Source organism: Cupriavidus sp. 21MJTG02-4 (genome assembly GCF_057798975.1).
Genome location: NZ_JBYOJP010000011.1, coordinates 70,574 through 97,542, shown reverse-complemented (window position 1 = coordinate 97,542; position 26,969 = coordinate 70,574). Strand labels below are relative to the sequence as shown.

Below are 26,969 nucleotides of genomic sequence, written 5' to 3'. Positions count from 1 at the left end.
TTCATTTGTCGAGTTTGCCGGCGATGAAATCGGCCAGCGTAAGGTTCATGGGGATGAGGACGCTCTTGGGATAGACGGGGAACGTCCCCTCGAGCATGTCCTTCCAGAAGGCGTAAGCGCCGCGCTCGTAGTTCACGCGCTGGGCGCCCACGTTGGGGTGGGTGAATGCAGAGTTGAAGAAGCTCTCTTCCCACCCGGTGATGGAAGCCACGTCGATCTGCTTGGGCACGTGTGCGCTCCCGATGCAGATCTTTCCCTGATCCCAGGTGTTGAAGTACGGCGGCTCATGCAGGACCGTGGTCGGCACCGGGCGATCTTCGCCGTGCAGCGCGAAGACCCGGAAGCCCGCATGCGATGCCTGGAAGACCAGCGCCGGATGCGGAACCACAGCGTTGCGCTTGCCCAACTCCTTGCAATCAAAGAAGACGCGCCGTTTGCCCGCCGGACACCACCACGTCACCGCGGTAGGACTGATCGACAGAACGTTCGGCGTCAGGAACTCCCCTTTTGGCAAAGTTTCCTTGGCTACCTGCCGGACGGCGTGAATCAGCGCTTGCCGATTGAGTGGCGTGCCAGGACCCATCACCGGACGCCCGCCGCTGTCCTGTTGGATGACGTGGGCGGTTGCGTAGGAGAACTGCTCGGGTCGAGGTCCATAAAGCAAAATGGCCCCTTGCAGGGCCACATCGTGCGACCGCGAGGCGGTCAGAATTTCGGCCATGAGGCCTCCTATGAAGAAATGAGAGTGAGAACGCGATCAAGGGCACCGATGATCCGCAGCATCCCGTCCAAATCACGGAACTGCTGACGAATGGCATCGGGCTCCCCCGCCAGCGGAATGAAGCATTGGAAAAGAGTCGCATCACCCGAGTTGTTCAGGCAGTCATAGTGGTCGTCCAGGAGCTCGGTGACGTAGTCGCAATCACTGAACGCGATGATGGCGGCCGAGTAGGCTGGCTCAGCCCACTGCGACCCTTCAAGCGCCGACCGATCGCCCTGTCGAGCAACCAGCAGTTGCAGGTCGGCAAGCGCGCCGCACAGCTCGCCCACCCAACCGCTTTGCGAACGCGACAGTGTGCGCAGAACGCGGCGGCTTAGCGTGCGCAAGTGGGCCGATGCAGAGTTGGTATGGCAGAACCTCGGCAACGTATCGTCGGGTGCCAGTTCAGGGCGCACGACGGACGGCAGGTAGCGCTCAATATCGGAATCGTCTTCTCCGAAGCGCTCCTTCAAAAAGCTCCGGGCATCGTCGTCATTGGTGAGGGTGGAATCAAACTCCCAATGCCAACGAGCGAACAGGTCCAGCAACTCATCCGGCGTGCGGAGGTACAGCGACTTGCCGGCCGCGGCATTGATGATGCCCATTGCCGTGAAGAGCAATGACGGGTGCGCTGCACGCAATGCCTGCGCACGTTCCATGCCGATGACATAGACCTCGTCGCCGGGCAAGTCAATGCCCAGGTACAACGGACTATTCAGCTCTTCGTCCCACCCGAACTGGCTCACTTGATCAGCTACTGCCGATTGATCGACGAGCGACAGGCTGAACTGCAACCGCTGGCATTTCGGCATACGGGCACCGATCCACGCGAACATCGCTTGCGCGAAGGCATCGCCAGCGCTGGTCGGATTCGCGACATCCCGGGCGCGCAGCACGCCAGTCGCGAACTGCGCACGAACCAGGTCCGTGAAGTCCACTTCCTCTCGGTAGGCGAGAACCGCCTTGCCGGGGACCACTGCTGCGATGACCGGCAGCGTCAGAAAATCATGGGCAGGTCGACGTTGGGCAGCGGAATGCTGTCGCGATGACGACCATGCGGGTTGTCCTCCAACGTCTTCAAAAACAAACGACCGAGGATCGAACAGCATTGTTGAGTCTCCTCAGAATGAAAAAAAACCGCCCTTTCGGGCGGCTCCCTGTTTGAAAGGCTGAACTGTCCGGTGGACAGTGCCTTCATCAGATCAGACTTGCGCATAGGCGCCCTTCGCGCCGGCGGCGCGAACGAACGTGTAGTGCGCGACATCGCCCTTGTGCTCGGGGCCATCCACCGCGGCGGTGGTCAGCTCCGGGTACTGAGCGGAATACACATCGCGCACCTGCTCCGGGGAAAACGTCGGGCCCGGGTCCATCAGCGTCATGCCGTTGTAGGAGAACTCGCGCTTGAGCTTCTTGACTTCGATAGCCATTGCGATTCCCCTTAACCGAGCAGATCGGCCAGGTTGGTGCCGGCCGGTTCGGCGGACTCCACGGGCTCGGCTTTCGCCTCAGTGCCCGTGCTCGCACCACCTTCACCGCCCTCGCTATCTTCATCGTCAGCATCTGCCGATGACGAAGCGGACGTGGGCGAGGCCTTGACCAGCGCCTTCGTCGCCTTGACCGACAGCGTGGACTTCGCCGCATCCAGAATCGACTTAGTCGCCTCGGCCTGCTCGGCCAGAGACTGGCGAGCGTCGGCGACCGAGGAGACAGCATCAGCAAAGCCAGCATCGAGCTCCGCCGGCAATGCGGAAAGCGCCAGAGGCGTGGTGAGCGCACCGTCGGTCGGGTTCTTGATAACGGGCACTACGACAACAGACATTGTGTCGCCCTGCATGGTGAGGGTGAGCACGACCTTTTCGCTCGCACGAACGAGCGGAACAAGTTCCGAAAACATGGGAGATTCCTTGAGAAAAGAGAAAGAGAGGCGCACACGGCGCCTCAGGGAAGATGAATCAGAAGCAAAGGACCTTGGGCACCTTGCCGCTGTAGTCGAAGCCCTCCACGTTGAGAAGTGCCTCGATCAGTTCCGGTTTGGATTTGTTGAACACCTTGCCGAAGTTGTCACCAAGCGCAGCGCGCAAGCCGAGTTCGTCGGCAAGCACCTTCATCTCGGACTTCGTGAGCATCTCCAGGAAGTCCTTCGACTTCTGAAGATTCCAGTGCTGGCGCAGATCAAGCTTGTGGTACTGGCACAACGCTGTCAGGTCACTGACGTCGATCCCTTCGATTGCAGCGACAGTGAGCGCAATGGTCAGGTTCTGGCGCTTGCCGGCGTCCAGATCGTGGACTGCTGACAAGTTCTTCTTGAGATCCGTGGCCGATGATTTCTCGTCCACCAGCTTTTCGAAGATCTTTCCCATCGTCTCGCCTGCAATGTGCCGGGACAGTCCCGTCAGTGCCATCGCCAGCAGATAGGTGTTGGCGGTGTCAGCGCTGGCCGCCGCCTCGCGGCGCAAGGCCTTGCGCCACAGCGCGGTCCGGTAGGCTTTCACCTTCTCGGATTCGCTGATCCGCGTGATGGGCTTCTCCTCGGCCGTAGCCTTGGTGGTGCCCTTCGACGCAGCCTGTGTGCTCGCCGCAGCTTTCGCGGGCGCCTGTTTGGCCGCCTTGGAATCGCGCTCCGCCTTTAAACGTGCCGCCACCTTTTTGGTGTTGCACGCAGTATCGAAGCACTGGCCGCGATAGACCTTGCCGGTGCTGTCCGGCAAGGCGCTAACGGCTGCCCCGAAATTCTCGCAGGCGTGACAGGCTTTCGCCTGTTCCTCGCCAACGCCCGTCGGGCCGTCCACCACCAGTTGCACGCGCGTGTGGTTGTCCCCCGCGCGCACAATCCGGATCACCGGGTACTCATCCCTCAGGCCGTAGGCAACCGTTTCCAGTTGCTTGTCGGTCTTCTGGCTGTAGCACGTGCGGTTGGTGCAATTGCCGGTGGCAATGGCCTCGCCGAACATTTCCGTCTGCAACGACGAATTGTGCGGGCAGGCAGCGCAGTCGGCCTTGTCGAAGATAGCCGAGGCGAGACTGCACGCAGCGGCCTCGATGGTCTTCTTCAGTTCGGCAACCGACTTCTTCTCGGCGATGATGACCGGCAGGAGCTTGTCCTGCTTGTCCTTTGCCAAGGTGGCCAGGAGCTCAGCGTGACCAAGCTGGAGCGCGCGCGTGTTGAGCGCGTCGAGCACGGCTTCGCTGCAGTTCATGAGCGCCAGGCGCTTGTCCAGCGTCGAGCGGGACCAGCCGAGTACGCGGGCAGCTTCATCGCGATCGCCCTTGTAACGACCAACGATCCGGGCAGCCGCCAGAGCCTCCTCGGAAGGGGCCATGTCAGCGCGCTGGATATTGGCGATCAGTGCGATTTCGTCGGCTTCCTCGTCTGTCAAATGCTTGATGACAACGGGCATGTCGTAGTCAGGCCCGAGAGGTTGCGCGCCGCGGTAGCGCCGCTCGCCGTCGACGAGTTCAAACTCATCACCTTCGATGGGTCGAATGACGACAGGCTGGATGATCCCCACGGCGGCGATCGAGGCTTCCATTTCCGCCATTTCGGCGGCATCGAAGTACTTACGGGGATTGCGGCCAGGACGGATCTTGCCGAGCTTGACGGTAACTTGGGATTGCATTTGGGTTCTCCAGAACGGAAATGGGAACCCGTCGCCGCACCGGGAACAGGTTCCCGATGGGATAAGAAGGAAGGCAAGGCGGCCCGGCAATGCGGGAAGCCAAGTTATGGCAAAAAGCTGTGCACCGGGTGGTGCGAGGTCGATGCGTCAGAGACGCGGAAGTAGCCGCAAGAATAGCGCAATTGTGCTGACCGCGCCAGTTTCCGCCGGGCGCGCGCGAATGCAATAGACAAAAAAAGCCCTCCACACGGGAGGGCGAGTCTTACGGGGTCGGGTCAGTAGCGGGAGCGCCACTGAAGTCCATCATAACGTGTACTGGGTCGAATCCGTCCGGCGAAAGCTCACCAATTTGCTACCTCTTTCGCCGAATAGGCCCGCGTCCAGCGCGGTCCTTGCGCCGATGACCCACTGGCGGAACGCGTACTGCGATCCGCCAGCGTGGCCATCAGCCCATCGGCTGGCGTGGGCCAATCGGCCGCGACAGAAGCGTGGTGACGGCGCCGGCGACTTGCCAGCCGTCCAGCTCCGATTCATGGATGCCATGAACCAGTCGGTCCAGGCAGAGCACCTCGACGCCGTCCGCTTCAACGGTGCCAAGGATGGAAGCAACGGTGGTCCCACGGGTGCCGCGGCGCTTCACGGTCACCACGCCTTCGCCAACGGCGATGTTGCAGTCTTGAGCCTTCATGCGGCCTCCTTCAAAAGTTTGCGTTGATCCCAGGTCTTGCGGCCGTGCAGCACCGCAAGATCGTCTACGAAGCCGTCCAAGAGCGTATCCATGTGCAGGAATGCCTCGTCATCCAGTTCCGGGGTCGCCAAGTCCAAGCCCGCCTCCATGGCGTCTCGTTTGTGCGCAACCATCTGGTCCTGGTAGACGTCGATGCTTCCGGACAAATGGAAGTACACCACCTTCAACTGGCCCTTCCGGTTCCACCGCAGCGCGCGCCGCATCGCCTGGTACTCGATGCGCCACGTCCACGAACGGTCGTAGAAGAGCACATAGTCGGCATTGGGCAGGTTGTAGCCCGCCCGGCCGGACGCTTTCGTGCACAGGAGCCCGGTGGCGTTACCGCCCACGAATCGCTTGTCCTTGTCGGCCACGCGCTTCGCAATCGGAATCCCACCATGGAATGGCACGGTGTCGACGCCCTTCGCCTTCAGCTCCCGGGCGATGAGATTGATCACGCCTGGATTCTCCGCGAACAGAATCGCCTGCTTGCCTTCGGCCGCAATCGCTTCCATTCGCTCGATCACCGCACGTTGCTTGCTGGTGAGCTGCCCCAGTCCTCCGACGCCATCGACCCCATGCTGCGGGTAGTTGGCGGCGAAGTGCACGGCCCGGATGCGTGCCAGGATTGCAATGAGGTTGTTGGATTTTCCCTCGACCTTGCGCATGTCCCGGTACCACTCGGCAAACTCATCTGCCGTACGCAGGTAGAGCGACAGGTGCGCAGGATCCCATTCCGTCTCGACCACCTCGACTGCCGGTGGGTCAATCTGGATGTATCGAGCCGCGTCCGGTTCGCACACCAGTCGGCGCTTCACATGCGGCGCCAACATTTGCCGGTACCGCGGCAGGTTGCCGATCTTTGGCACTTCGCGCTTCGCCCCGTCCTGCAGGCTCTCCGCGAACTCCCACGTCACCCACTCCAGCACCACGAAGTCATTGCGGAAGCGGTCGATGCCGCGTTCGGCGTGCTGCACGGATGCCAGCCAGTTGGCTTCCAAGTAACCGCGCCGGTAGCCATAGGGCTGGGCCGCCGTGCCATCGCCGCCCGTGAAGGCGATCAACCCAAAGATGTCGCGCGGGTAGTTGGCAATGGGGCTGCCCGTCAGGATGTAGCGACGCCTGGCCGACAGCTGCCACAGTGCACGGCTCTGGTCACTGGCCGGGTTCGACAGCCGCTCGCCCTCGTCCGCCACCAGCAAGCCGATGCGACGGCGCAACCGGTGGGCATACGTGACGCGCCGAGACGCCTCACGGCATACCGGCATGCGCAAGCGCTCATAGGCGATCAGGTTGATTCGGCCGAGCGTACCGAGATCTTCCGGCGACTGAATGACGTGGACGTCGCCTGGCGGCAGGATCTGCGCCAGTTCGGCGCGCATCTCCGGCACCAGCCGGGCCTCGACCACGATCAGTCCATGCCGTACCCCGGACAGCAGGATCAACCCCGCGGCCAGTCGCGACTTGCCGCACCCCTGCTCCCACGCTGCCACCGCTCCGTTGGGCTTCAGCAGCAGCTCGACCAGGTCCTCCTGTTGGAATTCCCAGTCCAGCCACTTGTCGATCCCCATCGCACGCAGCCGCTTACGCAGCTGCTTTGCTTGGTCAGGGTACCGGCGCTGCAGGCCCTCGTGAACAACCTCCCATGCCTGGGCCGATTTCTCAACGGTGAAGCGCGTCATGAGTTCGTCCAGGGACATCGAATAGCGCTTGCCCGCGCACTCGTAGGCGTACATGCCATCGGGCAGCCGGTCGAAGCGCACTTCCTGGCTCGCCTTGATGACCGGGCTGCCCCACGAGGTGGGATCCACGACATGAGACTTTGTCGCTGCCCCTACCATTGTGTCGGCCTGACCTGCGCCCGTCGTCCATACGGCATGGCGCAGCGGCAACGCCTGACGCGCGCTGCGGCGCAGCCGTCGACGGAAGTGCTCGAGGAAGCCCGGCGCAAATTCCGGCTCGCCGCCCGCAGCCTTCACCAGTTTGACGAGCCGGTCGAGCGCACCGATTGGATCGTCCTGCGCCAGGTAGGCTTCGAGGTCCAGCCGTCCCGTACCCGCATAGCGAAAGCCACGCGGCAGGCGTTGGCCCTCCAGCGACACAATCCGACTCTCCAGGACCCGGTTGAGCACCATCGCCTCGGTGAATCCACACTCGAAGCCGAACACGATGCGCCGTCCGTCATGCGCGATGCGTACCCGTTTCTGCGAGGTGACCGGGCGCGTGATGGCGGGCCCTTCGTCGTCGAGCAACTGGTGGGCCAGTCGCGGCTCGCCATAGAGACGATCGTCGGCCTGCAGCGCCAGCGCGGGCAGCGGTTGGTTCAGATCCGACACGGATTGCCGCACGAAATCACTGGCACGCATCCGGAAGCGCGCGAACACCGCAATGGAGGTGCGCACCTCTGCCCCTTCCTCCCGGAACGCGCTCGTGGGCAGGTCAAATACGCCGACCACGCGCCTCGCGGCATCACTAAACGGCTCGCCGTGGGCGATTATCAGGTCGGCGAACTTGTCGACAAAGGTCGTCGGCAGCAGCGCGACCACGATCTGCGCCGCGTCGAGCGCCTGTGACAGCGCATATTCATGACTCAGGGCGCTCGTGTTGGCGCCGAAGCGGCCCCACGTCGTGCACTCATAGGGCTTCAGGTGTGGCGACTCGAGGTGGATCGAGAACGGCGGGTTGATGAGGGCAATATCGAAGCGCTTCGGGTGGATTTCCTCCATTCCAGCGAGCCGAAAGCTGCCATCAAAGCCGGCGGCTTCCACCGCCTGCTGGACCGCTTCGATCGTTGGGGCATGCACATCCACACCGTGGAGGCTGTACTTGGCCGGGTCCGCGAACTGCAGCAGGCGGCCAGACCCGACCGAGTTGTCGAGAATGGATACCTTGCGCTCGGGCAACCAGCCGGATACCACGCCCCACATCAGACGAGCGATCGCATCGGGGGTGAAGAACTGGGAAAGATGGCGCTGGCGCGCCGCGTGCAATTCGCCCATGTGGGCAATCTTCTCGGCCTGCGAACCGAGACTGGCAATGGCCCGCAAGGGCTCGTACCAATGGATCATGATGGGGTTCCAATAATAAAAAAGCCCCGTCGATGACGGGGCAGTTGAAGGGCAGCCGCAAGTGGCTATGAGGAAAGACGACAGGCTGGAATGCCTGCATGCTGGCTCACAAACTGCATGAGCCGGTCAGCGAGTGCAACGTCAAAGCGCAACTCCCAGTACTCGTTGTATGAACGACATCGAGCTCCGGGAAGGTCCTGCGCCGTTGCGCCAGGAACGGCTCGCCATAGTCGAACTGCCGGAGGCAGCCGGCTAAAGGCCATGCGCCCGCCTGCCTCGCGGCGATCACCAACGAGGCAACCACTGCGCCGACAGGCTCCAGCGACACCGGCGTCAAGCGCCGGAATGGCCGACCATCGGTGGCAGCCGGTTCGGACTCGGCAGCGAGACGCATGCGCGCCGTTCTCGCCGTACGACGGATCGATGAGGGATGGGTCAGATGCAGCGTTTCGACCAGCGTTGCTGCCGCTTGTCGGTAGGCCATGGCGACGCCCGTTGGCTCGTAGATCTCGCTCAGGAGATCCCAGAAGCGATCAAGGTCCGGGGTGATGCCCGCCCCGATCGCTTCCCAGATGTTCGGATAGCCCGCGACAGCGATGCGCGTCTCGTCAATCGCCAGCGGCATGTCCGGCACACCAAACTGAATGCTGGCGCGCTCGATCATGTTTGCCACAAGCCGTCGGCAAAACTTCTTCGTCTCGGCAGGCCCGTTCGACGGGGAGGCCCGGAGGAACTTCTGAATCAGCGCGTTGTACATCACTCACGCTCCCTCAGGGCTTCCTGGCCAAACTCACCGACAAACAGCATCAGCTCGTTGCCGACCTCGTGCGAGAACTTGAACTCCCACGCATCCTTGAAGAACACCACGTCCAGGCCCGGCATGCTCCATTTCTCCCTGTAGTCATACGTCAGGTCATAGAGGTTCACGCGGCTGAGATGCGCCTGGATTTGGGGGAAGCCAGCCTTGCCTGCGAAGGTCGCCAGACCGGAGAGACAGTCCGCGGTAAATTGCGTGCTGTAGTGACCGACCCGTCGGCTGCTGGATCTGATAACGGCTTCCGAATGTACCGTCTTGCGAAGGATGATCGCTGACGCCGTGCGCTTCACTTCGGACTTGCGGTTCAAACCGAATGTCCTGACGATGCGGCCGGCAGCCTGCCGGTATGCCATTTCTCGCCCGCCATCCCCTTGATACCTGGCTTGCAGGGACGACCACAAACGGTCGATATCGGGAATGCGCCCCTTGTTCAAGGCGTCTTCGATATCCAACCCAGCGATCTCGTGCTCGTCGTGATCCTTGATGTCGAGGCGGCTGCCGGGCGGGGCGAAATCGCGCCGGGCGCGATTTACGACGTTTCCGGCGAGGGTCCTGCACATTTTGCGGATTTCGTCCCGCGTCTTGTACTCGGTACGCAGCTCGACCGTCCGATAGTGCTCAGGGACGTCGCCCAGTACCTCGCGTTCGAATGCGGCAACGGACAGGTACGCCGCGCGCGCAGCCTTCTGAGCGGCAATGAAGCGCTCGATGATTTCGTTGTACATATGGTCTCTCCTGGAACTGGGAGACCACCCGCACGGGAGTCTCCCGCGGGGGTCAGATTGGGTCCAGATGGACGTTAATGGAGGCAGAGCGACGGCCCGCTAGGCATGGGCGCAAAGCCCATAGCCCACCAGCCCGCGACCGGATGGTCCGGGAAGTCTGGAATCTCGTTGCTACGAAACAATTGCGGCACGTCCATCAATTCAGCGGCCCCTGCCGCAACCATCTCACGCCACTGAGCCTGCATCCGCAGCCAGGTAAGTTCCGCGCGCGCGATGTGGTCCCAGGTCATCGGTAGCATCGACTCGTCGAACACCTCGGCGCCGGCGGCCGTCATCACGGCGACGACTTCGTGATAGCTGCCGAAGTCATGCGGAAAGCCTTGGCGGACGAACGACAGGATGGCAGGGTCCGGGTTGCCGAAGATACGCTGGAGCTGCCGGATATAGACAGCGCACTCCAAACGCGATTGGGCTTCGTAATCCGCCTGCCCGACCTGGGCACAGGACTCGTCACAAGGCACAGGACCAACTTCGGTGCTAATGGTCTTTTGGTAACGCATGGCATTTCCTTTGAAAGGCGGAGCCATGCCCCATTGGGAACAAGGCCCCAATGACCGGGAAGCGCCCCACCGGGATGCTTCCCGGCCGGGCAAAATGGAAGCCGCACGAACCAAAGTTTCGTGCGGGAATGGCGGTCAGTTCAGACCGTAACTAATGTTGCTGAGCAGAATCGACTCGCTCGCAGCGTGCAGCTTGAAGCCGGTGAGATTCCGGCCCAACCATGCTGCAGCGAGCTCGTTCGTGAGGCCTTCGTCCCTGAAGGTGTCGTCGCGATGGCGCTGCCACAGAAGGGCATGGTGCGCTTCGTGAGCAGCGGCCGCAATGCTGATCGCATCCGTTCCACCAAGATCAGGCAGTTCAATTTCCGGAGGGAATACCTTCGGTTCGGCGTACAACGCATACTGCCAAGGCTGAGGCTGCCCGTTGCCGAAGCACGGGAAGTCTCCGGCCTTGACGAGCGTTTGATCGAGGCTGCAAGCAGCTACCTCAAAAGCGAGATTCTCGTCACCGAGGATATCGCGCACAACATTGACAGCAGTCCAATCGGCTTGCATGGCGTACTCCCAAGAGAGTGCGCGAAATAGCCCTTCCCGTGCGGGAGGCTTTCCCGCGCGGGTGAAGTAAAGGTATGGCGGCCTTCAGGCCAAATCAGACAGCTGTGCGAACTTGGTGAGTACCCATGCGGAGGCTACGGCAAGGCCGATAGTCACGCATGAGACAAGCTGCATGGCGAGCAGGGAGAGATTCACCGTGGTGACAGTGAAGAAAAGTGCAACGAACAGAATGACAACCAACGCAGCGATGGCGATGGCAGTTTCACGAGCGTGAACGACAGGCATGATGGCTCCAGACGGAAGACGGAGCCATGCCCCATCGGGACAAAGCCCCAATGGGTGAAAAAAACATGTGCCGACGGATCGGCGGGTCGATGCGTCTGAGACGCGGAAGTAGCCCGCAGGATAGCGCAAAGCCAGCCCGCGATAAAGCCCCCTGCCCTACTTCAACGCGATTCCCGCCTTGCGCAGGCGGTTCACGACATTGCAGCGATGACGCGCGACCTCGGCGGGGTCCTGGACCGACGAGTAGTCGGGCATGCGCTCATTCCCCGGCCTGCCCCCGGGCTTCTCAAAGCCCCGTAGATCCAACCCGTGCTGTGCAGCGTGCAGTTGCGACAGTGCCCACGACAACTCGAACGTGGCTATGGCATCCCAACGAGCGGGAACGGCATCGGCGTCGAACCAAACCTCGCCCTGGTCGCCCAGAATCGCTGTAACCGTGTACTCACTGCCTTGCTCCGACGGGATGGCGCGCACCTCGAAGCGCAGCACTTCGGCGGGCGGGTGCCAGAAGACCCGATCCAGCAGACGCCGGAAGGTCAACGCATCAATGGTGGCCACTTCGCGGTAGAGCGGCTCGCCCGAGGCGATCTGGGTCCGCTCGTCGCGCGGCCGGTTACCGAGGTCGATTTCCTTCATGGGAGTTTTTTGTCGAAATATGCCGGCTATCCGGCGAAAGACGTGCGAAATCATACGCCTTTCGCCGGACGATTCGCCCCTCTTCGCACGCAAAATGGTGCTTGCGGCGATGGGTCCAGAGGCTGCCTTGACTTTGCGGGAAGGCCGATATGCTGGATTCATTACGTCATCATCCGATCCCTACCATGCGCTTCACCCGCTACGAACGCCACAATCCGATCGATTTCAACGCCCGCCGGCAAGCAGCCTTTGCGCGCAAGCAGGCCCGCGAGCGTGACCGCTACCCGCTGTTTTCCGATCACGTCGCCGCCGAGCAGCATTCCTTGGACGCGGAGTTGGCGCGCCGTACCGCGCGCGGGGATGTATTTGAGCAAAGCATGCGCGCCTTCAATGCAAAGTGCTGGCGCGACGCTCGCCGCATCTACTTCGCGCAGCCCGAGGATGTTCGGGCAGGCGCTTCTCGTCGGCCGGCAGCGTCTCCCGGCCATCGTCGGCCTCATGCTCAGACTGGCAGCGCTTCCTGTACCGGCATCGCGGCGGCGCGGGCCGCGCGTGCGGCAGCGTATCGGGCTTGGCAATCGGCGACGCGGCGCGCCTGGTTACCGCTTTCCACGTCTACCATCCAAGAGAAGTATGTGGAGGTAGTCGGGCCAACCCAGGTGGCCCACTTGGCGCGGATTACCCACGAACCATCAGAGCCCCGACGGCGCCTCGCCCGCATCGTCGGATACGCCAGCACGCCCCGACGACCTCGAAATCACCGCCGGCGGCATCCTTAAGCAACACGATTGCCTGCTTCGCTGGGCCAGCCACGACAGTTTCTGGCAGGAGCAGCCGTATGGCAGTCGCTTCTATTTCGGCGACGGCGCGCTGGACTATGTGCCGCGGGACGTGCTGCAGTCGCTGGCGGCTGACGCCGCGAGTGCCGAATACGGCCGGGGCTTGCTGCGCGAACAGATGCAAAGGTCAGTCGAAGCCATGCAAATCTGCGCGATCTTGCGCTCAGAGGTTGCCAGTTTGAAGGACGCCCGGAGTTTCCATCAGGCAGCATTGGCCCAAGCGAGGGCCGACCCTGCAAGCCATGATCGACATGCCCGTTGCATACGCAGCAGGCCGAGCGTATGCCGACGAGAAGGCACGCGAACGAGCCTACACGGGCGCGGCGGACGCTATTGCTGCGATCGATGCCGCTGAACATGAAGCCCCCATCGACGGCGGCGCTGCCAAAAAGGAAGCCCCTTGAGCCAGAACAGCAAGATTGAGTGGACCGACCACACGTTCAATCCATGGTCTGGATGCACAAAGGTGTCGCCTGGCTGCGATCACTGTTACGCCGAGGCCATGATGGATACGCGCCTGCATCAGGTTCAATGGGGCCCTGGTGCAGAGAGCCGCCGGACATCAGTTGCGAACTGGCGAAAGCCGCTGCAGTGGAACAAGGCGCATGCAGAATTCTTTGCCCAGCACGGACGCCGGCAGCGCGTGTTTTGCGCCAGCCTGGCAGACGTGTTCGATAAAGCCGTTGATCCCGGCTGGCGCCTCGACCTACTGCAACTGATCGCCGATACGCCCCAGTTGGATTGGCTTCTCCTGACCAAGCGTATCGGAAATGCGCATGCCATGCTGGACTCGGCGCTCGCCGAACTCTCGCACGGCCTGACGCGCTGAGCATGCGTGCCTTGGCCGAATGTCTGGCTGGGCGCCACCATTTGCAACCAGACTGAAGCCGACCGCGACATACCGAAGCTGCTGGCCACGCCGGCCGCAGTGCGCTTCCTCAGCCTGGAACCTTTACTGGGCCCCGTGACTATCCGTCAGCACCTGATGGCCGGTGACCACCCAGGCCTCTGTGCCGCCTGTGGCAAAGGCCACGGTTTCACACGTTGTCCGAACTACGGACGCGTGGCAACGACACGCGAGAACTGCAACGGGTTCGTGCGGGCGGACTTCGCGATTGGCTGGGTGATCGTTGGCGGTGAGAGCGGTGCCAGCGCACGTCCAATGCATCCAGACTGGGCCAGAAGCCTGCGCGATCAGTGCGCGGCCGCAGGCGTGCCGTTCTTGTTCAAGCAGTGGGGGGAGTGGGCGCCAGGAGAAGCCAGCGGCGCGATTTCGTCAACGCAGGCCACGGACCAGGACGCCGACATTCCGTGCGTTATGCGGCGAGTTGGCAAGAAGGCCGCTGGCCGCCTCCTAGACGGTGTGGAGCATGACGTGTTCCCATCAACGACTGGCAAGGTCGACGGTGGCGCAGCTTGAACGTCGCCGCGGCATCGACACGACCACTAACTTGAACGTATTGGAAACTCTTCTTTTCATGCAACTTGACCAGCTCGATCCCGATTTCCCCTGCCCCTCAACGGTACTCGCCGTCCGTGGCGCCATTGCCCTTGGACTGCACCCAGGCCCGCGGATGGCTCGTGGCTTGCTGAATTCTGGAAGATCGGCGACACCGCCCGCGTCGCGGCCGAGGCGATGCACGAGGCGGCTCCGGGATTCCAGCAACTGGTAGGCGACGACACCGCCCACCTGCAGAATCACCTCAACGCACTTACCCGCGCTGCCGGCGCCATCGATGGCTTGTACCCGGCCCGGCTTGAGCCTGAGCCCACCCTTGCCGATAACGACACCAGGAGCACAACAGAATCAAGCAATCCCGGAACAATCCATGCAACAAGCGATTACTGAACTGCTCGCCATCAGCGAGCGGTATCTTGGCCTTCGGCCGCCCACCACCTAGCCTCGAATGGGCAGTCGGCTTTCGGAAGTTGGCATAATGCGCGCCTGACTCCCGCCAATCCGCCCGACAATGGCCGACGACCTTCTCAACTGCGCCCACTGCGACAGCCAGCCTCGATTCATTGCCAACCGCTTCGAGGCGGTCATGGTCTGCACCGGCTGCGGCATGTCCACCCCACCCCAATCCATCGACGACGGGTATGACCAAGCTCACGCCGTGCTCCGGGGTATCTGGAATACGCGCGTGAACCTGCGGCCGACCGCGCAACACGAGCTGTCAGGGATCGTCCGTAGGGAGCTATCCAGTTCCGACCTCGGCACAGTGCTCGCACTTATCGCTCGCAACGAAGACAATTGGGAAGAGCGCGGGCCGCTGTTTGCCGCCTTGGCGGAGAAGCTGTTGCAGCCTGAGCCATTCCTCCAGGACCTGGTGCCCGCCGAAACGCTGCTCCGGGACGCCGACCGCTATCGCAAACTGATGCGCCGCGCGAAGCTCGTCCAGATCGACGGTCGCCCCTGGGTTCACATCGAGCCTATCGACGCCTTGCCGGCAACGGTCTCAGAAGAGCTGGTTGGCGGCACGATCATTCTGGAAGAATTTCTCGCACGCGCCCTCGATTGCGCTCCCGAAAGCGGCCCGCCGATTTCTTTGTCTTCGGGGAAGAAGTCGGCCCCTTGACTTCCCGCTCGGCTTGGCAAGATAGGGGTATCGCCATTCCAGCTCCTAACGATGCGCAAACCTCTGTTCCTTGCCGCGGCCATCGCTGCAACCGCCATCAGTGCGGCTGTCACCAACACCGTTGGCAGCGCCGCCTACGCCAAAGGCCCGACCACGACCTGCCCACAGGTCTTCGGGACCAACGGCCAGCCGAGTCTAACGGCGTCGACCTATGCCAGCCGCACGCATTTCATTTGTTACCGCGGCTATGCCTTGCAGACGTCCGCAACCACCCGCACCGCTCTTTGGTCGGCCGAGAACCTGACTGCCCAAGCCGTACTGGCCGCCCGCTCTGTTCCCCGAGACAGTGAGTTCTACGAGGAGGCCGAGATTCCCGCCGCAGACCGGGCTCGCCTGTCGGACTATGGTCGCGGCACCGGGCTGGATCGTGGCCACCTTGCACCGTCAGGTGATTTCCCGGACCAGGCATCGCAAGCCGAGAGCTTCAGTCTTGCGAACGTCGTACCGCAGGCATCGACCAGCAATCGCCGACTGTGGAGCCACATCGAAACGTCGACCCGTCGCATGGTGCGGGAGTACGGTCAGGCCTTCGTGGTGACCGGCCCGGCATTCGATGCCCAGCAGGCGGCGCGGCTCAATGGCCGGATCTCGATCCCGACCTATCTGTGGAAGGCGGTCTATGTGCCCGGTGTCGGGGCCGCCGCCTACGTGGCCCGTAATGACGCGACGCCCTCGTATGCGGTCGTGAGCATCGCCGAACTGGCTGGCTTCGCTGGCGTTGATCCTTTTCCTCGCCTTGATAAGGCCTATCGGGATACGCCAATGACACTGCTTGCGCCGACGCCCCATCCGGGTGAAAAGACGGGTCGAAGGGTCAGTCTCGCCACACTCACGGCCACCGCCGTCGAACGGTCAGCATCGCGCGAGGCCCAGCCGCATCACTATGCCTTCCGACAGTCCTCCGCGATATCGTTCGTGCACGCCGTGTTCAATCCTCAGTAACCAGAAAGCAAAAATGGAACGCATCAAACAGATCATCCACACCCTGCGCACCGACCCACGGGCCCGCTTCCAAGTCGTGGGCGTTGTCGCCGCCGTCCTCTTCATCTGCTGGTGGGGCGCGACCGGGCATTTCGATAACGATCCCTGGCTTCCGAACTTCCTGCGCTGATCACTCGGCGAGCGCGTTCAACCGGTTGACCGCGCCGTCCAGCTTCGACCACCCTATTGATACGTGGTGACATCCAGTCCAGCAATGCCAATGTAACGTGCAGCCGGGCATTGCACCCTTTCCTGCGCTTGCCTCTGTGCTGGCGCATTCAACCGGTTGAACGCGCGGAAGTCCGGCGACCGGCCACCTTCAATGCCGGTCCGAAATATGCACGGAGCCGCGAAACGGCTGCCGCCATGCTCGCTGTTCACAGCAAAACACGGCGACACTCGATCCCTTGTCATCGCAAGCAGGCTCCTTTCAGTCTCTGTCCGTAACGCTGCCGGCGTTCCAACATCATTCACAATCTGGTCGAAGTCAGACTCCCCGAGCCAGGATGCCAGCGACACGCCAAGTTCAGCAAAATCCAGCTCCTGCCCTGGTTCGCTAAAACCGATAAAGAAGAAGACTTGCCCGGTCTGGCAGTTGTCTTCCCACTCCAGTCCCATCCCGGACAATTCCTCCACCAACTCCCCTCCAGGCCCCAATTGGATGGCGCAGTTCATCAGGTCGCTGAGGTAGTCCCCCGCAGCCTCGCCTCCCTTCCGTCGCAAATCCGGTACTTCTAGATAGGGATCTGCCGCCAGAAACGCCTCAACGCTCAGCACGTGTCCATCTGTCTCCCTTCGCCGCAAGTCGACCACAAGAATTCCCCACTCGGTCCGCAACCCTCGTCGGGCCCTTTGCACTTCTTCCAATTCGCCCAGCTCGGCCTGCCCCGGGTCGGCAGCGCTCGCACGCGCAACAGCAATGACATACTCAGGCAGGCTCACCAGGGGCCAGCTCTCCAACTCGTCCGGACCAATGCCACTCGCCAGAATGCCGCACACCTCGTCCGTTCCGTACACGCGATCTTCGTGCTGCTTAATGTCCTTCATTGATTACTCCCGTTTGGGTGGTCTGAAGCTTTGCCAAAATTCGGTACAGTGCTTGCCGCGTGATTCCAAGCGCGATAGCCGCCTTGGCTTTCACGCCGTCGGCGTCTCTCACCGCCTGAGCAGCCATCTCCGGCGTGACCGCCGGGCGGGACTCTGCAGCCTGAACCGAGTAGGTCGACAGATATGCGTTTGCCTTCGTCTGCCTGCTGTGCCCAGCCGCCGCGACAATCTTGCGCATCGCTTCCTCGTGCCGTTCGCGGTCAATCACCCTCCCGCCGCCCTTGATGGCCGCAGCCTGCCCAGCCATCCGCTCGTACATTTGGTGAAAGTACTGATGCCGCAGGCCATGCGCTGTCACGCCACACCCGTCCTTGGTGACACCGTGTTTTTCCAGAACAGCGTAGAAATGCCGCCGCCATTGGTTCAGGGTGTAGTGCCGCGGAATCAGCGTGTCATGAGTTGGGTTCGTCTGTCCCGCCAATTCGGCAACCTCGATTAACAGGTCGTATTGCCAGATGAACTCGATCGGGACCTTCCTTGGCCGACCACCTTTCGTTCCATCGACCGTGTGCAAATGTCCGGACGGCAACACGTCATGGACCGGTCGCAAACACCAGCTCTCCTTCGCCCTCAGGCCGAATCCAGCTTCCAACTTCAATTGCATCGCGACATGACGGTCCGTCCCGGCAATCTCCTCGATCTTCGCCAGCGCATCGATCCCGTTGCCTTCCCAGGATCGATCCTTTCGCGCGATGTAGCTTCGCTTGTAGTCAGCCGGACGCTCAACGTAGTCCTCGATTTTCCCGATCATGGCTGTCTTGCCCATCCACGCGGCGAGCGCGCGCAAGTGCGTCAGTCGCAGTTCCACCGACCCAACATCCAGCTTCTGTCCCTCCACCCAGGATTGCACCAGCCACTGGACATGCTTTTGCCTGAGGTTGTACGGCGTCGTCAGCGCGAAGCCACCCTTGCGCAGATCCACGAACATTTTCAGTAGCGCCTGTGCCCGTTGCCGCTGCGTTAGCTGGGACAGCGACCGGCCACTGACACGCGTTCCGCTTTGCGGCAAGTGCAGGTGCTCTAACGCCAACACTGCAAAAGCCGCCTTGAAGTTTTCGGGGAGGTTGTACGCGGCCAGTACCGCGCGGAGATTGATGCCCTTGCTCATCGTCGTTACTTCCAATCGGCGGCCAAATTCGCCAAGGCGAACGCTTCCGCCCCGCCCAACGGGCGAGCTTCCAAGCCAGGTGTTACTGCCGCCCCGAACGACACTAACCACGTGGCGCGCCGGACTACCACATCCAGCTAACCGGCCACCATGCCGGAGTCCACTTCTTCCTGTCCTTTAGCGATGCCAACCGATCAGCCCTGAGCATGGAAGCAATGCGTCGTGACTGTCCGCTACGCGAACACACAGGCCTTTGCCTCGTGTGCCGCTGCGCGGCCATCCACCCGGTGCATCGTTTCGATGCCGGCCCTCGCTCGCCAGGATTGTCGTCCTTGCGTTCGCGGCCTCCGCCGTGGTGGGTGATTCCTGATGCGCCGTTCTGGTACCGGTAGCGCCCCCCGGATCGTCATGCTCTCAGAAGCCTGCGTCAGCCACAGTCGTGGCTCGCAACCAGCTCCCCGCCCCGAAGCCAGATCATCTCCGCCGCGGTGTGTCGGGCTTCGTGATCCGTGCCCAGCCTCAGGCTGTAGGGACGTATCTCATTCGTTTGGCGACTCTTCGAACACTGTCCGGTGTCCGGCTACGGAATCGTCCACACTACGGTCCACTTTCACAAACAGACCGCAAATCGGCTTGGTATCGCGGTGTCCGGTGTCCTCACTATCCGACACTGTCCACTTGATTTAATTGAAAAAAAACCGGATCAATATCCGGCTCGTACATAGACGCGACTGACGACCCATTTTGGGCAGTGTCAGTGCTTGGGATGGCCGCCAAACTGGCGGCGAGGTCGATGCGTCGGGGACGCGAGAAGTGTGTCAAGGATAGCGAGCCACGCGTCGACGTGCAACCCCGGCTTGCCTCGAAACGTATCTCATATTCCCGAGCTTTCGATCCCTTGACATCGCATTTCCAACGGTAAAGTGGGTCATGACGATGTGCCACCAAGTAGGCCTTGGTGGCACATCGAAGGCCCACGTCCCACCAAGTGCCACATCGTGCCACGTGAACCAAGATGAAGCGGCCTTCAAAGTGCCACATGAAGGCATCAAGTGGCACTTCGACCGACTTGGGCCTTCCAATTCCGCCCCTGGCTCACGAACCGAGAAGCCCAAACTATCTGAGAGGAAGCCATGAAACAACACATTGAACATATCAAACACTCGACCATCGCCATCGACGTCGGCTACGGCAACACCAAGTCCGCCTGGGCTCTTGGTTCCGACATCACTATGAACATGTTTCCGTCGCTGGCCCCGCTGGCGGCGAACACCGCCCTGAACAATTTTGGTGGCGGCCTGTTCAAGTCCCGCAATGTTGTTACCGTCGAAGTGGACGGCGCACGTTATGAGGTCGGCCCGGACGTTTCGATCAGCGGCGCCCATGTGCACACAGGGCGGGCGTTGTCGGAGGACTTTGCGGCAACGCCAAACTATGCGGCGCTGCTCGGCGGCGCCCTGCATTACGCAGGTGCGCGTGAGGTGGATCGGCTGGTTCTCGGCTTACCGGTCCACAACACGCAGAAGTACGCCGAGCATCTGAAGGACCGCTTTTCCGGCAGCCACAACTTCGGTTGGGGGGAAATTCACATTGGCAGCGTACTGCCGCTGCCCCAACCGCTCGGGACCCTCATCAGCTACATTCAGCAGAGCGGCAAGAAGTACGACCCGGAGAATGCGTACCTCGTGATCGACATCGGCTACTTCACCACCGACTGGGTTGTCGCTCACGGGTACACCGTCGACGACACCCGCAGCGGCGGCGTTCTTGGCGGTGCGGCACATGTGTACCAACAGGTAGCGAGCCTGATCACCGCCGATCAAGTCCAGCCGATCGAAGGTATCGAGCGGATCGACAAGGCCATCCGCGAGTCCAAGCCCCTCGTGTACTTCGGGAAAGATCTCGATGTGGGTCCGTACCTGAAGGAAGCGATGGCGATCACCCAGCAATCGGTCAAGGAAATCCAGACACGGGTTGGCCGCCCCGATGACCTTAGGTCGATCATTCTGACGGGCGGTGGCGCGCAACTGTATGCACCGGCCATTCGCGCGGCCTTCCCCCAGAACGTCATCCACATGATCGATGTGCCCTGCTTTGCAAACGTGCGCGGCTTCTATACGATCGGCGCCGCAAGGCAAGCAACCCGCACCGCATAAGACAACACCATGGACAAGTTGCAGATAACCGTGACGCTGTCCGAGCCCGAGTTGCTTGCCTATTTGCGGCACTTCTCGGGTGCACGTGAGCGATCCTTCATGTTGCGAATGCTGGCTTTGCGCGGCCTCCAGTCGGGGAGTCCAGGTGGTTCTAATCTCCTTTGGCCCCCGATGGCGGGCACGCCAGTGCAAACCAGTCCTGAACCTGCGCCTCAGGTCGCCCCGCACCGACCACTTTACGAGCAGGTTTTGCCTGAGCCAGCCATGCCGGCACAGGACCCTGCACAGCCCCAGGCGCAGGCGCGGGGTCCGGTAACGACTCCGCCTTCCCCTCCCAACGTGATTACAAACGTGCAGGAGGCTACCGATCCTGGCACCCCAGACCTCTTGGCGGGCATTGATCTCGCCGCCCTTAACGACGCAATGGCGCGGTACTGAGCCCATCTGGACCCGACTTGACTTTGCGAGATAGCCGCTAAAGTAGAATCCATACCAACGAACAACAAAGGCAAACCACCATGTCGGTCGAATATGAAATCATCCGCTTTTTCAAGTTTCTGTTGACGTTCGGCATCGGCTTCGCGCTGTGGGAATGCGCCCTTCGACTGTGGTGGGCGGTTCGCACGAAGTGAGCCGCAGAAAGCAAAAAAGCCCGGCGAATTGCCGGGCTTTTTTGTTCATGGATGGTCGCCTAGTGGCGCGTCGGCCGTTGCCGGCCTGCGCAGTACGTAAAGGCAGAATCGAAGTCGGCTTCGGTATGCTGAAGCTGTGAGGATCCGTCGTCATTGCGACGGTAGACATGGTAAGTGTCGGCTTCGGACTGGCGCGCCGGGACTGTCCCCGATGGCACTTGACGCATGGCGCGGATTTGCAGACGACCGACGATCACGTTGAACCCTTTGAACGACATGGAAAGCTCCAAGAAGTGAGCTGCCGAAAGGGTTCTCCCGTGCGGGCAGAACCCGCAGGGCAGATAGAGAAGAGGATGCCGCCCCGAAGTGCGGCGCTTGCAACGACCGGCTACGCGCAGACAGCCTGCTTGCCGGCAATGTCCTGCAACCGGCTGGCGGTCAGCCATTGGTCACAAAAATCCGTGCTACGCACCATGGGTCGGTGTACGTGAACGGTAAGACCTTCACCGCGAACCCGCTTGGCCAGGGCCAGCGCATCCGCCATTCCGGGCGATTTGCCCGTCTTCGGATCAACCTCATCGAAGTCGGCGAAGATATGCAACGTGTGGATGCCCAATCCTTCGGGCACCACAAAGCGGCTGAGCAGCACCCGGTTGAGGCAGGGCCACGTCGGCACGCCAAAGAGCATGTAGGCGGCGTAGGCATTTTCCAGCCCTTCGGCCACACCCAGTACGCCATCGCGCGGAGGCATGAGCCGCACTGCGCCGCCAGCCAGCGGATGCGCCGTCACATCATTGCGCTTGGCCGGCAGAACTTCTCCGTCAGCCGTCACAATCAAAGCCTTCGCCGGCTTGGCCGGATCCAGTGCGGTCCTGTGCACCGTCGCCATCCGACCGTCTGGTAGCGTGAACTGCGCGACGATCGTCGGGTAGCGTCCGTAGACGACACCCTCATGGCGATAGTCCATCGCGGCAAGCCGCAACGCGGTAGGACGCGGGGCAACTAGCCCTGGTACTCGAGCGGCGAGATATCGCATGGCAGCGTCGCCCGGCGCCAGCGCCGAGGCACGGGACCAGACCCGCTCGATGCGCTTTGCCTTGGCCTCGTCCGACATTGCGGGCTTTGGCTGGGCAAGGCGCAAGGCCCGGGGCGCCAGGCACACCGGCTTGCCACCCTCGATCTCGCTAGCCAACGCAGCAAACGACAAGCCTGTGAACCGGCAGATGAGCTGGAGCCCATCGCCGGCCATCGGACTGCCGTCGTTGCAATGCCGGCAGACCCAGTCACCGCGGCCACGTTTGTTGTCATAAGTGAAGCGATCCTTGCCACCACAAACCGGGCACGCCGAGGGGCGCCCGGATAGGGACGACTCAGGGATGCCGTACTTGAGCAGTACGGACAACCACTGGGCCGGACTCCAGTTCAAGTTCATTTGCACTCCTGTTCGGAATGATGGTTGGTCGATGCCTGAGACAGGCGGGGAAACGCTTGCTCAAAGGACACCCCGGCCGAGCCAGGGGGTCTTTTCAACAATCGCGAGAACGTTGGGGGAACTGCCCGGAATCGGGCGGAAGGAGATGGTTGCCTAGTGCCGCCGGCGAAAGCCGACGGCAACTAGGAAATTGCAACGGGGGGAAATGGGAGGATGCCTGAGATGATCAGCGAATTGCGGATCAGGTTAGCGACCTACCTTGGCTAGAACGGGATGTCATCATCCATGTCCTCAAAGCCATTCGACGGCGCCGATTGCTGACGCGCCGACGTACCCCGCCCCTGTTGGCCACCTTGCTGGGCCTGCTGCTGGCGGGAAGGTTGCTGGCCGTAGCCATCGCCATCATTTGCGCCGCCCTGTCGACCGCCCAGCATCTGCATCTGGTCGGCAACAATCTCGGTGCTGTACTTGTCCTGGCCGGACTGGTCCTGCCATTTTCGAGTACGAATCCTGCCCTCGATATACACCGAGGACCCCTTCTTCAGGTACTGGCCCGCGATCTCGGCAAGCTTTCCGAACATCGAGATACGGTGCCATTCGGTGGCTTCCTTCATCTCGCCGGATTGCTTGTCCTTGTAGCGATCGGCGGTAGCAAGGCGAAGGTTGGCGACAGCATCACCACTCGGCATGTAGCGGACTTCAGGGTCCGCGCCCAGGTTGCCGACGAGGATGACTTTGTTGACTGATGCCATATGGAGATTTCCTTTCAAATTAATGTGAACGCGTGATCGACCACAGCCACTTATCCCACAGGACGGGTTGACCGTTATCGTCCAGCTTTGGCTTTCCAGACCTCTGGTGGAACGCCTGGACCTTAACCTTTTCCAGCCGCCGCACTTCCACCCAGTCGCCAAGTTGGCACCCGGATTCGGAGATAGCGTCTTTGAGGCCCTCGCCCTGCAGCGTCTCGGAGCCTGTCGCTGTCTCTAGCTTCAGGGCAAACGATTGGTAGGTCCGGCCGATGCGCTTGCGATCAGGGAACTCGGCTTCGCCCCAGAACGTGATTTTGCCGCGATGCGCAGATCCGCTCGACGCGCGGCGCGCGGGAGCGCTGACCGTCGCAGGTACGGCATCTAGGACATCACTGGAGGGCTTACGCGATAGGATGCTTGCGCCGTTGTTGCTAGTCGCCGCAATGCTCGCTGCCGGGGTCGCATTTGCGCGAATCGCTCCAGCGATGACATCAGCCAATTTTGCACCCGGATATTCTCCAGCCATGCACCAGTACGGGACCGGGTCTGGCAAGAGCTTCTGACCAAAGCGGGTCGCTGTCGGTCGGGGCTCGAAGGCTGCCACGAAGTGAACGATGCGCCCGCCTTCGTCGCGAAAGAGATTCGGGACGCCGCTGATCTCGATGTGGGCTTCGTTGCTCGACCCCGTGCCAACGATTGGCGAATGGACGGGCTCTTGTGTGACTGTGCTCGGCTGGAGAGCATCCTGGAGTGCGCCAAGCAGTCTCTGAAGAAATGCCATGACAACTCCTAGAGCAGAGACCCGCAACGCATCCCGCGGACTTCGGCCAGGTCGCGCCTGAGACGGGAGTTGTTGAGAATGATGTCTTGCAGGACCTCGGGACTCACGCCGGTTACGGCGCAGACATAGGCATAGGGCAACGCCCCGTCCCAATAGCCAAAGATCCAGCCCAGCGTCATGTCATAGTCTTCCTTCTCGACGGCCCTTCCTTCCATGCGAGCACGGAGCATATCGGCGCAATCGGCCAGGGACTCGGGAAGATTGTCGCCGCGACGGCTATCGCAGGCGAGGCTGATCAGCGCGTCAACCATTTGTTCACGTACGCCGTCGCTCCAGTGAATTGGATCGGGCAACGGGTCGCGCTTTGGCGGGATGATTTTGACAGGTGCCGCGTCCCCGAAGAAATCGAGTTGCCAGGCGGCGGGTTTCATTTCCATAGGGTTCTCCGAATGGGAACCCTATTGCCCACCTGCCGGTGGGAACAAGGTTCCCACGACAGGTGGATAGAGCCGCCCTCTAGAACGAGGGCGGATCAGGTCAGGCGCTGCGACAAGCAGCTTCCTGGCGCTTCAACGGAACGACGACAGGGGACTTCGCATACGCACGAGCTTGAGGCGCTTGCGAATCGCTCTGGTCAACAGGTGCAGCTTGCGGCTTGGGCATCGTAACGTCTCGGGGCGTCGGCACGATGTGCGAGCGACCGAAGACATTGTGATAGACCCAAGATACCCCGACGATTGCGAGAAACAACGCGCAAACCGCTGATTGTGTTGCCACATAGATCGCCATCAGCGAAAAGAACAGGCGGATAGGCGAGCGCAGCAGATTGGACAAGGATTCCATGGTTTTCTCTCTTGAAAACTGAAACTAGGATTTCCCGACAGAAATGTCGGGCGATTATTCGATGCTCAGAAGAGCAAGGAATCCTTGAAGCGGCAACGCGCTTGCCGAATGCACACGGCATCGGGCAAGGACGCTGCTCAGGGATTCGCAAACTGAAGGGAAGTCATGGGACGAAGCAAGCGTGGCGCTTTGCCCTGTCATGTCGATGCGCCTGGGACGCGTGTGTTCATAGAACGGTAATCCATCTTTGGCCCATCGAATCCCCGGAAAGCTCACCAAAACTATGCGTCTTTCCGGGAAAGTCAGTCCAACCTGTTGGACTGAGCACAAAAACTGACGCTCAGACGTGGGCGCTGGGCCTACTGCGCAATCTGTGCGCCACCGATTGGCAGCGAGTCCGGGGGTAATCAGAAGTTCCGGAAAGCTAGCAGTATTCGGCCCCCGCTTTGCTTAATTGTGAATACGTAAACTGCCAAACAGCCGCTCCCCGACACCCCCCCACTATAGGGGTAAACACCTACACCCCTTCCGAATTTTGCCGATAGTCCGAGCACGAGCGGCGAAAGCTATGCCCCATTCGTCGTCTTTCCAGACCATTGCCCCGGAAAGACGCGCATAAGCTCGACATGTTCCCTGCCCAAGTGGGAACGCACCGGGTTCCGACTCGCCCTTCGGCCCGCCCGTCGCGCCCTTGACAAGCTGACGGTGCATGTACGGTTGGAACAACCGGCTTCGCCGGCGACAAGACCACGAAAAAGAAAAATCTATGGATCAATCTAACAACCTTCCATCCATCCTCTCGGACGACCCACTTGAGGACAAGGGGGCTCAGCTTGTGCAGCTCGCGCGCGCAGTCCTCACCGACCGCTTCGACTCCGCCGAGGTTGGACGCATTGTCCAAGCCAGCCGAGAAATCTTGCTGAGCCAAGAGCGCATTCAGACGGAACAGCTTGCTGTCGGAGCAAGACTTGCTCAGATCCACTCGACAATGCTCAGCAATTTCGAGGCCTCTTCGGATAACCGGCGACTCGCCCGCAGGCATGCAGCCGCCCTCCTGTTGGATTACTGCAAGCAAGTCCTGAGCCTGGGAAGGTCGTCCATGTACGTTCACATGCAGACGTACAGACGCTTCCTGGATAACAACAGGGCGGTCAACCTCTTCACCTTTGGAGAATTGGCCATGCTGGTCCGTGAAAAGGTGTCAGACGATGACCTACTGGTAATCATGGAGGCAAAGGAGAAGAACAATGAACTGACCCGTGACGACGTCCGCAAGCTGATGCTCAAGACCCGCCAGTCCGACGAACAATTATTGGAAGCGTCGGCAAAACTCGAAGGCGTGAGGGAAGAGCTCGCCCACGCGGTCACCCACCAACGGGACATGGAGTTCGAGATCAAGCACCTCCGTGCGCAAGCCCACCAGGCTTCCACTGAACGTGACACACATCGCGCGGCGCTTTCGGACGCGCAAGTCGACCTCGCCAGAAGTAACAATGCTGTGAGCAAGCTTCAGATCGCTATTGACGATTTGACTCACGAGCGCGACCGCCTCCTTGATCAAGCCGTCAATGCCAAGTCTCGGATCGAAACGAAAGAAGTCGTCCGCGAAGTGCCACCTGAAGGTTACATCTCCGTTGAAGCGGCCATCGAAGCCGTCAATCAGCGGCTGGCCGCCGCTAAGCAGGAACTCCAAGACACTTTGCACCGGCTGGAGACCGCCAGTGCGGCAGAGTCTAACGACGCGGATACTCGCGCGCTGCTGGCCGACCTCCAGGAACACTTCGAAGTCATGGCAACGAAATTTTCTCAGACTCAACTGCGAGTCTTAATGAACCAAGATTCCGCCCGGTTCCGCCCTCTACTTGAAACGATGGCGGCCGTCGTCTCTCGCTATCACGGGGAGTTGGTCGCGGCACTCAACCATACAAAGTAACCCCACCTGCCAAGTG

The 26,969-nt window shown here is 61.2% G+C and carries 28 protein-coding genes and 1 pseudogene; 8 read left to right on the top strand and 21 right to left on the bottom strand.

The window, feature by feature from the left end:
* Position 1: 1 nt before the first annotated feature.
* The 13 genes from AC3FKH_RS21445 to AC3FKH_RS21385 form a co-directional block, all read right to left on the bottom strand.
* On the bottom strand, positions 2 to 721 hold the full coding sequence (locus AC3FKH_RS21445) for a PRTRC system protein B (RefSeq protein WP_488677846.1): 720 nt from the start codon (positions 719 to 721) through the stop codon (positions 2 to 4).
* Positions 722 to 729: 8 nt separating this feature from the next.
* On the bottom strand, positions 730 to 1,869 hold the full coding sequence (locus tag AC3FKH_RS21440) for a PRTRC system protein F (protein WP_488677845.1): 1,140 nt from the start codon (positions 1,867 to 1,869) through the stop codon (positions 730 to 732).
* 93 nt (positions 1,870 to 1,962) lie between these two features.
* Complete coding sequence (locus AC3FKH_RS21435) at positions 1,963 to 2,187, bottom strand: PRTRC system protein C (RefSeq protein WP_223999906.1); 225 nt, start codon at positions 2,185 to 2,187, stop codon at positions 1,963 to 1,965.
* A gap of 11 nt (positions 2,188 to 2,198) precedes the next feature.
* Entirely contained in the window at positions 2,199 to 2,654 is a 456-nt protein-coding gene (locus AC3FKH_RS21430; RefSeq protein ID WP_488677844.1) for a PRTRC system protein E, read from the bottom strand.
* 58 nt (positions 2,655 to 2,712) lie between these two features.
* Positions 2,713 to 4,377, bottom strand: a complete 1,665-nt coding sequence (locus AC3FKH_RS21425; protein ID WP_488677842.1) for a PRTRC system ParB family protein — start codon at positions 4,375 to 4,377, stop codon at positions 2,713 to 2,715.
* A 445-nt stretch (positions 4,378 to 4,822) separates the two neighbouring features.
* A complete protein-coding gene (locus AC3FKH_RS21420; protein WP_488677840.1) occupies positions 4,823 to 5,065 on the bottom strand; it encodes a hypothetical protein in 243 nt (80 codons plus the stop codon).
* The gene (locus tag AC3FKH_RS21415; RefSeq protein WP_488677839.1) at positions 5,062 to 8,172 is read right to left on the bottom strand and encodes an SNF2-related protein; all 3,111 of its coding nucleotides are present in this window, start codon (positions 8,170 to 8,172) and stop codon (positions 5,062 to 5,064) included. The genes AC3FKH_RS21420 and AC3FKH_RS21415 overlap by 4 nt, the downstream gene beginning before the upstream one ends.
* 106 nt (positions 8,173 to 8,278) lie before the next feature.
* Positions 8,279 to 8,929, bottom strand: coding sequence for a hypothetical protein (locus AC3FKH_RS21410; RefSeq protein WP_488677837.1), 651 nt, complete (start codon positions 8,927 to 8,929; stop codon positions 8,279 to 8,281).
* The gene (locus AC3FKH_RS21405) at positions 8,929 to 9,714 is read right to left on the bottom strand and encodes a hypothetical protein (RefSeq protein WP_488677835.1); all 786 of its coding nucleotides are present in this window, start codon (positions 9,712 to 9,714) and stop codon (positions 8,929 to 8,931) included. The genes AC3FKH_RS21410 and AC3FKH_RS21405 overlap by 1 nt, the downstream gene beginning before the upstream one ends.
* Positions 9,715 to 9,788: 74 nt before the next feature.
* Positions 9,789 to 10,274 carry a hypothetical protein gene (locus AC3FKH_RS21400; RefSeq protein ID WP_488677833.1) on the bottom strand — a complete coding sequence of 162 codons (486 nt, stop codon included), beginning with the start codon at positions 10,272 to 10,274 and terminating at the stop codon, positions 9,789 to 9,791.
* Positions 10,275 to 10,409: 135 nt separating this feature from the next.
* On the bottom strand, positions 10,410 to 10,829 hold the full coding sequence (locus tag AC3FKH_RS21395) for a hypothetical protein (protein ID WP_488677831.1): 420 nt from the start codon (positions 10,827 to 10,829) through the stop codon (positions 10,410 to 10,412).
* Positions 10,830 to 10,913: 84 nt separating this feature from the next.
* Entirely contained in the window at positions 10,914 to 11,114 is a 201-nt protein-coding gene (locus AC3FKH_RS21390; protein ID WP_488677830.1) for a hypothetical protein, read from the bottom strand.
* Positions 11,115 to 11,270: 156 nt separating this feature from the next.
* Positions 11,271 to 11,750, bottom strand: coding sequence for a hypothetical protein (locus AC3FKH_RS21385; RefSeq protein ID WP_488677828.1), 480 nt, complete (start codon positions 11,748 to 11,750; stop codon positions 11,271 to 11,273).
* Positions 11,751 to 11,899: 149 nt separating this feature from the next.
* Between AC3FKH_RS21385 and AC3FKH_RS21380 the strand changes: the two genes are divergently transcribed.
* From AC3FKH_RS21380 to AC3FKH_RS21355, 6 genes and pseudogenes are all read left to right on the top strand, one after another.
* A complete protein-coding gene (locus AC3FKH_RS21380; RefSeq protein WP_488677827.1) occupies positions 11,900 to 12,529 on the top strand; it encodes a hypothetical protein in 630 nt (209 codons plus the stop codon).
* Positions 12,530 to 12,831: 302 nt separating this feature from the next.
* Positions 12,832 to 12,993 carry a hypothetical protein gene (locus AC3FKH_RS21375; protein ID WP_488677826.1) on the top strand — a complete coding sequence of 54 codons (162 nt, stop codon included), beginning with the start codon at positions 12,832 to 12,834 and terminating at the stop codon, positions 12,991 to 12,993.
* Positions 12,990 to 14,009, top strand: a pseudogene (locus AC3FKH_RS21370) (phage Gp37/Gp68 family protein). The gene AC3FKH_RS21375 and the pseudogene AC3FKH_RS21370 overlap by 4 nt, the downstream one beginning before the upstream one ends.
* 550 nt (positions 14,010 to 14,559) lie before the next feature.
* Positions 14,560 to 15,168: a hypothetical protein gene (locus tag AC3FKH_RS21365; protein ID WP_488677824.1), complete on the top strand. Its 609-nt coding sequence runs from the start codon at positions 14,560 to 14,562 to the stop codon at positions 15,166 to 15,168.
* Between the two features lie 51 nt (positions 15,169 to 15,219).
* Positions 15,220 to 16,170, top strand: a complete 951-nt coding sequence (locus AC3FKH_RS21360) for a DNA/RNA non-specific endonuclease (protein ID WP_488677823.1) — start codon at positions 15,220 to 15,222, stop codon at positions 16,168 to 16,170.
* Positions 16,171 to 16,183: 13 nt separating this feature from the next.
* Positions 16,184 to 16,339 carry a hypothetical protein gene (locus tag AC3FKH_RS21355; RefSeq protein WP_488677822.1) on the top strand — a complete coding sequence of 52 codons (156 nt, stop codon included), beginning with the start codon at positions 16,184 to 16,186 and terminating at the stop codon, positions 16,337 to 16,339.
* Between the two features lie 53 nt (positions 16,340 to 16,392).
* Here AC3FKH_RS21355 and AC3FKH_RS21350 read toward each other — a convergent pair whose 3' ends face one another.
* The gene (locus tag AC3FKH_RS21350) at positions 16,393 to 17,256 is read right to left on the bottom strand and encodes a hypothetical protein (RefSeq protein ID WP_488677820.1); all 864 of its coding nucleotides are present in this window, start codon (positions 17,254 to 17,256) and stop codon (positions 16,393 to 16,395) included.
* Positions 17,243 to 18,424: an integrase domain-containing protein gene (locus AC3FKH_RS21345; protein ID WP_488677818.1), complete on the bottom strand. Its 1,182-nt coding sequence runs from the start codon at positions 18,422 to 18,424 to the stop codon at positions 17,243 to 17,245. Before AC3FKH_RS21345 ends, AC3FKH_RS21350 begins: the two co-directional genes overlap by 14 nt.
* Positions 18,425 to 19,557: 1,133 nt before the next feature.
* Between AC3FKH_RS21345 and AC3FKH_RS21340 the strand changes: the two genes are divergently transcribed.
* On the top strand, positions 19,558 to 20,580 hold the full coding sequence (locus AC3FKH_RS21340) for a PRTRC system protein D (protein ID WP_488677816.1): 1,023 nt from the start codon (positions 19,558 to 19,560) through the stop codon (positions 20,578 to 20,580).
* A 691-nt stretch (positions 20,581 to 21,271) separates the two neighbouring features.
* On the opposite strand, the gene AC3FKH_RS21335 is transcribed toward AC3FKH_RS21340, so the two are convergent.
* The 6 genes from AC3FKH_RS21335 to AC3FKH_RS21310 all read right to left on the bottom strand — a co-directional run bounded on the left by AC3FKH_RS21335 (position 21,272) and on the right by AC3FKH_RS21310 (position 25,020).
* A complete protein-coding gene (locus tag AC3FKH_RS21335) occupies positions 21,272 to 21,490 on the bottom strand; it encodes a hypothetical protein (protein WP_483714568.1) in 219 nt (72 codons plus the stop codon).
* 110 nt (positions 21,491 to 21,600) lie between these two features.
* Positions 21,601 to 22,644: a primase-helicase zinc-binding domain-containing protein gene (locus AC3FKH_RS21330; RefSeq protein WP_488677813.1), complete on the bottom strand. Its 1,044-nt coding sequence runs from the start codon at positions 22,642 to 22,644 to the stop codon at positions 21,601 to 21,603.
* A gap of 263 nt (positions 22,645 to 22,907) precedes the next feature.
* Positions 22,908 to 23,396, bottom strand: a complete 489-nt coding sequence (locus tag AC3FKH_RS21325; protein ID WP_488677812.1) for a single-stranded DNA-binding protein — start codon at positions 23,394 to 23,396, stop codon at positions 22,908 to 22,910.
* Between the two features lie 19 nt (positions 23,397 to 23,415).
* On the bottom strand, positions 23,416 to 24,177 hold the full coding sequence (locus AC3FKH_RS21320; protein WP_488677811.1) for a hypothetical protein: 762 nt from the start codon (positions 24,175 to 24,177) through the stop codon (positions 23,416 to 23,418).
* An 8-nt stretch (positions 24,178 to 24,185) separates the two neighbouring features.
* Positions 24,186 to 24,614 (bottom strand): hypothetical protein, encoded by a 429-nt coding sequence (locus AC3FKH_RS21315; protein WP_488677810.1) that lies wholly within the window; start codon positions 24,612 to 24,614, stop codon positions 24,186 to 24,188.
* A 100-nt stretch (positions 24,615 to 24,714) separates the two neighbouring features.
* Positions 24,715 to 25,020, bottom strand: a complete 306-nt coding sequence (locus tag AC3FKH_RS21310) for a hypothetical protein (RefSeq protein WP_488677809.1) — start codon at positions 25,018 to 25,020, stop codon at positions 24,715 to 24,717.
* Between the two features lie 766 nt (positions 25,021 to 25,786).
* On the opposite strand from AC3FKH_RS21310, the gene AC3FKH_RS21305 reads away from it, so the two are divergent.
* Positions 25,787 to 26,953, top strand: coding sequence for a hypothetical protein (locus AC3FKH_RS21305; RefSeq protein WP_488677808.1), 1,167 nt, complete (start codon positions 25,787 to 25,789; stop codon positions 26,951 to 26,953).
* The last annotated feature ends 16 nt before the right edge of the window (positions 26,954 to 26,969 follow it).

Coding starts and splice junctions, on each gene's coding strand:
- AC3FKH_RS21425 (WP_488677842.1), bottom strand. CDS start 4,377: ATGCAATCCCAAGTTACCGTCAAGCTCGGCAAGATCCGTCCTGGCCGC.
- AC3FKH_RS21420 (WP_488677840.1), bottom strand. CDS start 5,065: ATGAAGGCTCAAGACTGCAACATCGCCGTTGGCGAAGGCGTGGTGACC.
- AC3FKH_RS21350 (WP_488677820.1), bottom strand. CDS start 17,256: ATGAAGGACATTAAGCAGCACGAAGATCGCGTGTACGGAACGGACGAG.
- AC3FKH_RS21360 (WP_488677823.1), top strand. CDS start 15,220: ATGCGCAAACCTCTGTTCCTTGCCGCGGCCATCGCTGCAACCGCCATC.
- AC3FKH_RS21315 (WP_488677810.1), bottom strand. CDS start 24,614: ATGGAAATGAAACCCGCCGCCTGGCAACTCGATTTCTTCGGGGACGCG.
- AC3FKH_RS21320 (WP_488677811.1), bottom strand. CDS start 24,177: ATGGCATTTCTTCAGAGACTGCTTGGCGCACTCCAGGATGCTCTCCAG.
- AC3FKH_RS21400 (WP_488677833.1), bottom strand. CDS start 10,274: ATGCGTTACCAAAAGACCATTAGCACCGAAGTTGGTCCTGTGCCTTGT.
- AC3FKH_RS21395 (WP_488677831.1), bottom strand. CDS start 10,829: ATGCAAGCCGATTGGACTGCTGTCAATGTTGTGCGCGATATCCTCGGT.
- AC3FKH_RS21365 (WP_488677824.1), top strand. CDS start 14,560: ATGGCCGACGACCTTCTCAACTGCGCCCACTGCGACAGCCAGCCTCGA.
- AC3FKH_RS21330 (WP_488677813.1), bottom strand. CDS start 22,644: ATGAACTTGAACTGGAGTCCGGCCCAGTGGTTGTCCGTACTGCTCAAG.
- AC3FKH_RS21385 (WP_488677828.1), bottom strand. CDS start 11,750: ATGAAGGAAATCGACCTCGGTAACCGGCCGCGCGACGAGCGGACCCAG.
- AC3FKH_RS21355 (WP_488677822.1), top strand. CDS start 16,184: ATGGAACGCATCAAACAGATCATCCACACCCTGCGCACCGACCCACGG.
- AC3FKH_RS21415 (WP_488677839.1), bottom strand. CDS start 8,172: ATGATCCATTGGTACGAGCCCTTGCGGGCCATTGCCAGTCTCGGTTCG.
- AC3FKH_RS21440 (WP_488677845.1), bottom strand. CDS start 1,869: ATGCTGTTCGATCCTCGGTCGTTTGTTTTTGAAGACGTTGGAGGACAA.
- AC3FKH_RS21345 (WP_488677818.1), bottom strand. CDS start 18,424: ATGAGCAAGGGCATCAATCTCCGCGCGGTACTGGCCGCGTACAACCTC.
- AC3FKH_RS21375 (WP_488677826.1), top strand. CDS start 12,832: ATGATCGACATGCCCGTTGCATACGCAGCAGGCCGAGCGTATGCCGAC.
- AC3FKH_RS21310 (WP_488677809.1), bottom strand. CDS start 25,020: ATGGAATCCTTGTCCAATCTGCTGCGCTCGCCTATCCGCCTGTTCTTT.
- AC3FKH_RS21335 (WP_483714568.1), bottom strand. CDS start 21,490: ATGTCGTTCAAAGGGTTCAACGTGATCGTCGGTCGTCTGCAAATCCGC.
- AC3FKH_RS21390 (WP_488677830.1), bottom strand. CDS start 11,114: ATGCCTGTCGTTCACGCTCGTGAAACTGCCATCGCCATCGCTGCGTTG.
- AC3FKH_RS21445 (WP_488677846.1), bottom strand. CDS start 721: ATGGCCGAAATTCTGACCGCCTCGCGGTCGCACGATGTGGCCCTGCAA.
- AC3FKH_RS21325 (WP_488677812.1), bottom strand. CDS start 23,396: ATGGCATCAGTCAACAAAGTCATCCTCGTCGGCAACCTGGGCGCGGAC.
- AC3FKH_RS21430 (WP_488677844.1), bottom strand. CDS start 2,654: ATGTTTTCGGAACTTGTTCCGCTCGTTCGTGCGAGCGAAAAGGTCGTG.
- AC3FKH_RS21340 (WP_488677816.1), top strand. CDS start 19,558: ATGAAACAACACATTGAACATATCAAACACTCGACCATCGCCATCGAC.
- AC3FKH_RS21410 (WP_488677837.1), bottom strand. CDS start 8,929: ATGTACAACGCGCTGATTCAGAAGTTCCTCCGGGCCTCCCCGTCGAAC.
- AC3FKH_RS21305 (WP_488677808.1), top strand. CDS start 25,787: ATGGATCAATCTAACAACCTTCCATCCATCCTCTCGGACGACCCACTT.
- AC3FKH_RS21380 (WP_488677827.1), top strand. CDS start 11,900: ATGCTGGATTCATTACGTCATCATCCGATCCCTACCATGCGCTTCACC.
- AC3FKH_RS21405 (WP_488677835.1), bottom strand. CDS start 9,714: ATGTACAACGAAATCATCGAGCGCTTCATTGCCGCTCAGAAGGCTGCG.
- AC3FKH_RS21435 (WP_223999906.1), bottom strand. CDS start 2,187: ATGGCTATCGAAGTCAAGAAGCTCAAGCGCGAGTTCTCCTACAACGGC.